Here is a 6,239-nt window from a genome sequence, read left to right as displayed (position 1 = left end):
GCCGCGGCGACCGTCCCGTACAGCCCGACTCGGCTCCCCCACGCCAGTCAGACGTCGGACGGCCGCCGCGGCCGGTCCTTTTCCCGGGACGCGGGGCGGCGGGGTGCCAGGGCGGTAGCCCGGAAGGCGACGGCCGACGGCAGCCCGGCCGTACGGCCGTCACACCCGCCCCGGCCGTCACCACGCGATTCACCCGCCCGTAACACTCCCGCCGCCTTCGTCACCGGCGCGAAACAGCCGGCTGCCCTGTCCGAAACCACGCTGCGCCAGCCTCGAGGCCACACCGGCCCACAGCGAACCCCGCCCGCACGGGGGCACGGGCCCCGCTGCGAGGAGACACGGATCGTGAATGGAGCGGATACCGCGTTCGTACTGATCAGCGCCGCGCTCGTGATGCTGATGACACCCGGCCTGGCCTTTTTCTACGGCGGCATGGTCCGGGTGAAGAGCGCTCTGAACATGCTGATGATGTCCTTCGTCTCGCTCGGCATCGTCACCGTGCTGTGGGTGCTCTACGGCTACTCGCTCGCCTTCGGTGACGACATCGGCGGAGGTCTCCTCGGCGACCTCGGTCACCTGGGCCTGAAGGGCATCACGCCGGAGACCCTCACGGGCGGCAAGGAAGGCATCCCGGTCCTCGCCTTCGCCCTCTTCCAGCTGATGTTCGCGGTGATCACCCCGGCCCTGATGAGCGGCGCCCTCGCCGACCGGGTGCGGTTCAGCGCCTGGTGCCTGTTCATCGCCCTCTGGGTGAGCCTCGTCTACTTCCCGGTCGCGCACTGGGTCTGGCACGCCGACGGCTGGCTCTTCAAGCTCAAGGTGATCGACTTCGCCGGCGGTACGGCCGTGCACATCAACGCGGGCGTCGGCGCCCTCGCCGCCCTCCTCGTCGTCGGCAAGCGCATCGGCTTTCGCAAGGACCCCATGCGCCCCCACAGCCTCCCGCTGGTGATGCTCGGCGCGGGGCTGCTGTGGTTCGGCTGGTTCGGTTTCAACGCCGGCTCCGCGCTCGCCGCCAACGGCACCGCCGCCACCATGGCCCTCAACACCCAGGTCGCCACGGGCGCGGCGATGCTCGGCTGGCTCGGTTACGAACGCGTCCGGCACGGCGCCTTCACCACCCTGGGCGCCGCCTCCGGAGCCGTCGCCGGCCTCGTCGCCATCACCCCGTCCGGCGCCGCCGTCAACGCCCCGGGCGCCCTCCTCATCGGCGTCGTCGCCGGAATCGTCTGCTCCTGGGCCGTCGGTCTCAAATACCGGTTCGGCTACGACGACTCGCTCGACGTCATCGGCGTCCACCTCGTCGGCGGCGTCATCGGCACCCTCCTCGTCGGCGTCCTCGCCGTCGACGGCGTCGGCGGTGTCACCCAGCTGGGCCGGCAGGCCGCCGGCGCGTTCTCGGTCATGGCGTACTCGTTCGCCGTCTCCTGGCCGCTCGCCAAGCTCGTGGACCGTATCGTCGGCTTCCGTGCCACGGAGGACGAGGAGATCGCCGGGCTCGACCGGGTCTTCCACGCCGAGACCGCCTACGACCACAGCGCGGTGGGCGGCACGGCGGCCTTCCACGGCGCGCCCGCCCCGGGCCGGCGGGCGGAGGATCCGCGACCGGAGGACCCGCGCCCCGAGGACGCGCGGTCGGAGGACCCGCGGCCGGACGGCGCGCCGGACAACCGGCCGGACAACACGAAGCCGGACAACAAGAAGGTGGACGCATGAAGCTCGTCACCGCCGTCGTCAAACCCCACCGCGTCGACGAGATCAAGGACGCCCTGCAGCGGTTCGGCATCCACGGCCTGACCATCAGCGACGTCCAGGGGCACGGCCGGCAGCGCGGCCACACCGAGGTCTACCGCGGCGCCGAGTACCGGATCGACACCCTCCCCAAGTCCCGCATCGAGGTCCTCGTCGAGGACCAGGACGCGGCCGACATCGTCGACGTCATCGTCCGCACCGCACGCACCGGGAAGATCGGCGACGGCAAGGTCTGGGTGGTCCCCGTCGAGACCGTCGTTCGCGTCCGCACCGGCGAACGCGGACCCGACGCACTCTGAACCGCCCACGAGGGAGCCCGAGTTGACCGAAACCCGTCTTCAGTCCGCCGCCGGCTCGGGCACCGGCTGCTACGCGGCGGCCCGGCTGCGCCTGCTGCACGACCGCACCCGCAGCGGACCGGTCCTGCGCGCCGAACTCGCCCGGCTCACCGACGGCTGGCTCGCGGGCCTCCTCGGCCGGGCCGACGGCGTCGCCCTCGCCGCCGTCGGCGGTTACGGCCGCGGCGAACTCTCGCCCCGCAGCGACCTCGACCTCCTGCTGCTGCACGCGCCCGGCACCGACCCGTCGCACGTCGCCGCCGCGGCCGACCGCCTCTGGTACCCGGTCTGGGACCTCGGCATCGCCCTCGACCACGCCGTCCGCACCCCGGCCGGCGCCCGCCGGACCGCCGCCGACGACCTCAAGGTCCACCTCGGCCTGCTCGACGCCCGCCACCTCGCCGGCGACCCCGAACTGACCGCCGCCGTCCGCGCGACCGCCTACGCCGACTGGCGCGAGCGCGCCCCCGCCCGGCTGCCCGAGCTCCGCGAACTCGGCGAGGAACGCGCCCGCCACCACGGCGACCTGCGCTTCCTCCTAGAACCCGACCTCAAGGAGGCCCGCGGCGGCCTCCGCGACGCCACCGCGCTGCGCGCCGTCGCCGCCTCCTGGCTCGCCGACGCCCCCCGCGAGGGCCTGGAACACGCCCGCGCACTGCTCCTCGACACCCGCGACGCCCTGCACCTCGCCACCGGCCGCGCCACCGACCGCCTCACCCTCCAGGAACAGGACCAGGTCGCCGCGGCCCTCGGCCACCCGGACGCCGACGCCCTGCTGCGCCGCGTCTACGAGGCGGCGGGCACGGTCGCGTACGCGGCCGACGTGGTCTGGCGCGAGGTCGGCCGGGTGCTGCGTTCGCGCTCCGGACGGCCCCGGCTCCGGCGGGTACTGGGGGGCCGGGGCGGCGGCTTCAGGGAACCGGAACGCCTGCCGCTCGCCGAGGGCGTCGTCGAACAGGACGGCGAGGCGGTCCTCGCCCGGACGGCCCGGCCCGAGCACGACCCCGTCCTGCCCCTGCGCGCCGCAGCCGCTGCCGCCCGCGCCGGGCTGCCGCTCGCCGCGCACACCGTCCGCCGGCTGGCCGGCGCCGGGCCGCTGCCCGAGCCCTGGCCCGCCGAGGCGCGCGAGCTCCTCGTCACGCTCCTCGGGGCCGGCGAGCACACCGTCGCCGTCTGGGAGGCGCTGGAGGCGGAAGGCGTGATGTCCCGGCTGCTGCCGGAGTGGGAACGCGTCCGCTGCCGCCCGCAGCGCAACCCCGTCCACCGCTGGACCGTCGACCGGCACCTGATCGAGACCTGCGTCCGCGCGGCCGCCCTCACCCGCCGCGTCGAGCGCCCGGATCTGCTGCTCGTCGCGGCGCTCCTGCACGACCTGGGGAAGGGGCTGCCCGGTGATCATTCGGAGGCGGGGGAGGCGCTGGCGCGCGTGATCGCGCCCCGGCTCGGCTTCGGCCCGGCGGACACGGCCGCCCTCGCCCTCCTCGTCCGGCATCACCTGCTGCTCGTCGAGACCGCGACCAGGCGGGACCTCGACGATCCGGCGACGGTCCGGGTGATCACGGACGCGGTTCCGGACGCTCCGACGCTGGATCTGCTGCACGCCCTCACGGAGGCGGACGCGCTCGCCACCGGCCCCGCGGCGTGGAACTCCTGGCGGGCGTCGCTGGTCGGCGGGCTGGTGCGGCGCGCGGCGGCGGTCTTCGCGGGATCGACGGCGCCCGGGCGCGCGGAGCAGGCGCCGCCGACCGCCGCTCAGGAGCGCCTCGCGGCGCAGGCGCGGGGGTCCGGCTCGCCGGCGGTGACGCTGTCCGCCGGGGACGACGGAGTGGAGCTGCTGATGGCCGTTCCCGACCAGCCCGGCGTGTTGGCCGCCGCCGCGGGCGTGCTCGCGCTGCGGCGGCTCACCGTGCGGGCGGCCGATCTGCGGGCCGTGGACGGCGGCGTCCTGCTGCTGCGCTGGCGGGTGGCCGCGGAGTTCGGCGATCCGCCCGCGGCGGTCCGGCTGCGGGACGATCTCGTCCGGGCCCTGGACGGCTCCCTCGACCTCCCCGGCCGGCTGGCCGAGCGCGAGGCGGCGTACGCGGGCCGCCGCCGCGGCCTGCCGCCGGCCGCGCCCTCGGTGTCCGTCTGCGCGGGCGTTTCCGAGGACGCGACGGTGCTGGAGGTACGGGCCGAGGACGCGCCCGGGCTGCTGTACCGGATCGGGCGGGCGCTGGAGGGGGCGGGGGTGTGGGTGCGGAGTGCGCATGTGGCGACGTTGGGGGCGAGTGTGGTGGACGCTTTCTATGTGACGGGGGCGGATGGGCTTCCGCTGCCTGAGCCGGGGATGGTGGCCGAGGCGGTGGAGCGGGCGTTGCGGTAGCGCCTGCGGCGGGCGCGCCCCGATCCCACCCCTTCGCCGATTCCCGGGGAGCAGGCCCTCAGACCCCCTGAAACCGCGTCCCGCGCGGTCGTCCTCAAACGCCGGACGGGCTGGATAGGCGGGACCGGGGCCACCCCCGCCGAAGGTGCGGATACCCTGGAGGGCGATTCCACCGCCCCCGACCCCGAGGACCGACGAGCGCCGTGTTCGATACCCTTTCCGATCGCCTCGCAGCCACCTTCAAGAGCCTCCGCGGCAAGGGGCGCCTGAGCGAGGCGGACATCGACGCCACCGCTCGCGAGATCCGCATCGCCCTGCTCGAAGCCGACGTGGCCCTCCCGGTCGTCCGGGCCTTCATCAAGCAGGTCAAGGAGCGGGCCCTCGGCGAAGAGGTCTCCAAGGCCCTCAACCCCGCGCAGCAGGTCGTCAAGATTGTCAACGACGAGCTGGTCGGCATCCTCGGCGGCGAGACCCGCCGGCTCCGCTTCGCCAAGACCGCCCCGACCGTGATCATGCTCGCGGGTCTCCAGGGCGCCGGTAAGACGACCCTCGCCGGCAAGCTCGGCCTCTGGCTGAAGAACCAGGGGCACTCCCCGCTGCTGGTCGCCTGTGACCTCCAGCGCCCCAACGCCGTCAACCAGCTGAGCGTCGTCGCCGAGCGCGCCGGGGTGGCCGTCTACGCGCCGCAGCCGGGCAACGGCGTGGGCGACCCCGTGCAGGTCGCCAAGGACTCGATCGACTACGCCAAGTCGAAGGTCCACGACATCGTCATCGTGGACACCGCCGGCCGCCTCGGCATCGACGCCGAGATGATGCAGCAGGCCGCGGACATCCGCGACGCCGTGAAGCCGGACGAGACGCTGTTCGTCGTCGACGCGATGATCGGTCAGGACGCCGTCAACACGGCGGAGGCCTTCCGCGACGGTGTCGGCTTCGACGGCGTCGTGCTGTCCAAGCTGGACGGCGACGCCCGAGGCGGTGCCGCGCTCTCCGTCGCGCACGTCACCGGCAAGCAGATCATGTTCGCCTCCAACGGCGAGAAGCTGGACGACTTCGACGCGTTCCACCCGGACCGCATGGCGTCCCGCATCCTCGACATGGGCGACATGCTCACCCTGATCGAGAAGGCCGAGCAGACCTTCAGCCAGGCCGAGGCCGAGAAGATGGCGGCCAAGCTGGCGAAGGGCCCCAAGGAGTTCACGCTCGACGACTTCCTGGCGCAGATGGAGCAGGTCCGCAAGATGGGCTCCATCTCCAAGCTGCTGGGGATGCTGCCCGGCATGGGGCAGATCAAGGACCAGATCAACAACCTCGACGAGCGCGACGTCGACCGCACCGCCGCCATCATCAAGTCGATGACCCCGGCCGAGCGCCAGGACCCGACGATCATCAACGGCTCGCGCCGGGCGCGTATCGCCAAGGGTTCCGGTGTGGACGTCAGCGCGGTCAAGAACCTGGTCGAGCGCTTCTTCGAAGCCCGCAAGATGATGTCGCGCATGGCGCAGGGCGGCGGCATGCCGGGTATGCCGGGCATCCCCGGGATGGGTGGCGCCGGTAAGAAGAAGAAGCAGCAGAAGCAGGGCAAGGGCAAGCGCCAGAGCGGCAACCCGATGAAGCGCAAGGCGGAGGAGCAGGCCGCCGCCGCCCGCCGGGAACAGGCGGCGGCGGGCAACCCGCTGGGCCTGCCCGCCGGGCAGGACGCGAAGGACTTCGAACTCCCCGAGGAATTCAAGAAGTTCATGGGCTAGCGGACCCGAGTCCGCCCGGGCCGGGGGTGCCCCTCGGCG

Annotated in this window: 4 protein-coding genes; all 4 read left to right on the top strand. The window is 73.6% G+C overall.

Going from position 1 to position 6,239, the window contains the following annotated elements; translation table 11 throughout:
• Positions 1 to 345: 345 nt before the first annotated feature.
• The 4 genes from ACSNOK_RS09505 (at position 346) to ffh (ending at position 6,200) form a co-directional block, all read left to right on the top strand.
• Entirely contained in the window at positions 346 to 1,716 is a 1,371-nt protein-coding gene (locus ACSNOK_RS09505) for an ammonium transporter (RefSeq protein ID WP_436780154.1), read from the top strand.
• Positions 1,713 to 2,051, top strand: a complete 339-nt coding sequence (locus tag ACSNOK_RS09500) for a P-II family nitrogen regulator (protein ID WP_436780153.1) — start codon at positions 1,713 to 1,715, stop codon at positions 2,049 to 2,051. Before ACSNOK_RS09505 ends, ACSNOK_RS09500 begins: the two co-directional genes overlap by 4 nt.
• 22 nt (positions 2,052 to 2,073) lie before the next feature.
• The gene (locus ACSNOK_RS09495; protein WP_436780152.1) at positions 2,074 to 4,452 is read left to right on the top strand and encodes a [protein-PII] uridylyltransferase; all 2,379 of its coding nucleotides are present in this window, start codon (positions 2,074 to 2,076) and stop codon (positions 4,450 to 4,452) included.
• Between the two features lie 203 nt (positions 4,453 to 4,655).
• Positions 4,656 to 6,200, top strand: a complete 1,545-nt coding sequence (ffh, locus tag ACSNOK_RS09490; RefSeq protein WP_436780151.1) for a signal recognition particle protein — start codon at positions 4,656 to 4,658, stop codon at positions 6,198 to 6,200.
• Positions 6,201 to 6,239: the final 39 nt, after the last annotated feature.

Source organism: Streptomyces sp. URMC 126 (assembly GCF_051386555.1).
GTDB lineage: Bacteria > Actinomycetota > Actinomycetes > Streptomycetales > Streptomycetaceae > Streptomyces.
This window is presented reverse-complemented; position numbering and strand designations above follow the sequence as displayed.